General features: G+C 65.6%; 3 pseudogenes. 2 read left to right on the top strand and 1 reads right to left on the bottom strand.

The window, feature by feature from the left end:
- Positions 1-367: pseudogene (locus tag VHL31_RS23735) on the top strand (IS256 family transposase); the annotation flags it as partial.
- A 128-nt stretch (positions 368-495) separates the two neighbouring features.
- On the opposite strand, the pseudogene VHL31_RS23730 reads toward VHL31_RS23735, so the two are convergent.
- Positions 496-1,782: pseudogene (locus tag VHL31_RS23730) on the bottom strand (transposase); the annotation flags it as partial.
- Between the two features lie 73 nt (positions 1,783-1,855).
- Between VHL31_RS23730 and VHL31_RS23725 the strand changes: the two are divergent.
- Positions 1,856-2,251, top strand: a pseudogene (locus tag VHL31_RS23725) (transposase); the annotation flags it as partial.
- Positions 2,252-2,562 lie beyond the last annotated feature (311 nt).

Genomic DNA, 2,562 nt, shown 5'->3' with positions numbered 1-2,562 from the left:
GACCGATGCGGTGCTGGACGAGATTGCCGCCTGGCAGGTCCGGCCACTGGAGCCGGTCTACCCCTTGGTGTTCTTCAACGCGCTGCGGGTGAAGATCCGCGACGAGGGCCTGGTGCGCAACAAGGCGGTGCACATCGCCCTGGGCGTCCGTGCTGACGGCGCCAAGGAGATCTTGGGCCTGTGGCTTGAGCAGAATGAGGGCGCCAAGTTCTGGCTGCGGGTCATGAACGAACTCCACAACCGCGGCGTCGAGGACGTGCTGATCGCGGTCGTGGACGGCCTGAAAGGCTTCCCCGAGGCGATCCTGGCCGTGTTCCCGGATGCCACGATCCAGACCTGTATCGTGGGGTCGTTGAAGAAGTCGATGTTGATCGGTTCTGCCGGTCAGGGCGGGGTGAAGGGACGACCCGCTTGCTCAGGTTGTCGGCACCTCCTGAAGCGGCCGAAGAGCCGCATCTGTTCCAGCAATGATCAAATCGCTGGACAGGTGCCGGTGGCGAGCCGCTTCAGGTTGATGGCAGCGGCCGTGAGGTAGGCCTGGATCCGCATGTTGGGGAGCCCACGGCGGACAGCGCGCGCGAGGCCGTGCCAGGTCTTGGCCTCGCCATGAACCCCTTCGACCCGCCAGCGATGGCGGGTGTACAGGCGCTCCTCGCGGCGGCGCCACCGCAGTCGCTTTCGCCGGCCGCGTAGGAGGGAGGGATGGTTGGCGTTGAACACGACGACCCGGGCACGGCGTGACGGGCTCACGCACCGCGCTCGCAAGGGGCAGCCGCCGCAATCCCGCGCATCCGCATGATAGTGCTGGAAGGAGCCGCGTTGCAGGCTCCCCTTGGGACGCAGGATCCTCCCTCTCGGGCAGCGCACGATGTTGTGCTTGGCGTCGAACTTGAACCGCCGTTGCGGGATCGTGCCTTTGGGGCGCTGCTCGGCCTTGGCTGGCACGATGGCTTCGATGTCGCGGTCTTCCAAGGCGCGGAACACCTTCGCGTAGGCGTAGCCAGCGTCCATGGTGGCCGTCCTGATGGCCGTTCCCGTCGTCACCGGGATGGCGTCGAGTTGGCCTTCCACCGCCATTCCCTCGTTCTGCTCGCCAGTCGTGATCTCGACGTCGAGAATGACGCCGGCCACATCGTCGACCGCCGTGTGCTGCTTGTAGGTTGGCTCAAGCCGACGGTTCCGACCGTTCGTTGCCATGCTGGCATCCGGATCGGTCGTGCAGATCTTCTTGTACCTGCCGGTCTGGCGGTCCTCCCATGCGAACTCGGCCGGATGGGCATCCTCGACCTCGGCGACATGGCGCGCGACCAGAGCTTCCCAGCTCGCATGAGCGCGGATCAGGCACGCATCGATGTGGACGGTCGCACCCATGGCGACCTTTGCCCCCATGCAACCCTTCACCGTCTGCTCGAAGATGCGACGGAAGCGGCCGGGCCCCCATCGTTGGCGGATGCGGGTCAGGGAGGAATGGTCGGGCAAGCTCTCATGCAGCCCATAGCCCACGAACCAGCGGATCGCGATGTTGACCGCCGCCTCGCGCATCAGCCGGCGGTCGTGAACGATGCCGAGCAGAAAGCCCGCAAGCATCAGCCGCACCGCCACTTCCGGATCGATGCCTGGGCGGCCGATCTCCTGGCAGTAGAGGCCAGCGACCTCTTCCCGTAGCCAGGACAGGTCCAACACAGCATCGACCCGGGCAAGAATGTGATCGTCGGGAACGAGTTGCCGAAGCGACCCGATGATGATCGGCTCCTGCCGATCACGCGTCTTGCAGCCCAGCATCGCGCCGGCCTCCTCTGGTGCCACGCGCCCAGAAGCCAGGGAATCATGGAAGCCGGGGTTCTTCAACGACCCCGTGGTCCACCTGCTCCGGCACAGCCTGGACTTCGTGGCGTACAAGGACCGCAAGGCCGTGGCCGCAGCGCTGAAGGACATCTACCGCGCCATCGATGCTGCCGCCGGTGAGGCGGCACTTGCCGCCTTCGACACCGGCCCCTGGGGCCGCCGCTACCCCGCCATCGGCCAGAGCTGGCGAAGCGCATGGACGGAGGTGGTGCCGTTCTATGCCTTCCCCAGTGACGTCCGGCGCATCCTCTACACCACCAACGCCATCGAGGCCTTGAACGCCAAGCTGCGCCGCGCCGTCCGCGCCAGAGGCCACTTCCCGACCGACGAGGCTGCCATGAAGCTACTCTACCTGGTCTTGAACCGGACCGAGCGGGAGTGGAAAATGCCGCCGAGGGAATGGAGCCTGTCAGCTCTGCTGACATCACTTATAAGTCGTCGCCGTGCCTGCGACGGCCATTGCAGGCGCGGCGCCGGTGAGCCTGTCCATCTCTTGAGCCTCGTGCTCGTCACGGAGGAAAAAGCCTCGGCGCACGATCCGCTTGCGGACTGAACGGTATCCAGGGCACAGGCACGCCAGACAGCCTGATGACTAGTGTGGCTGACAGGAAGTGGAGCCAGTAACCAGTTCGGAGGCTCCGTGCACATCATCGGCATCGACATCAGCAACGCCAAATTTGACGCAGCCCTTCTCGTGGGTGAGCGCGCCCGGCACGC

Origin of the sequence: Geminicoccus sp. (genome assembly GCF_036263595.1) — a bacterium.
In the GTDB taxonomy this organism is placed as follows: domain Bacteria; phylum Pseudomonadota; class Alphaproteobacteria; order Geminicoccales; family Geminicoccaceae; genus Geminicoccus.
This window is presented reverse-complemented; position numbering and strand designations above follow the sequence as displayed.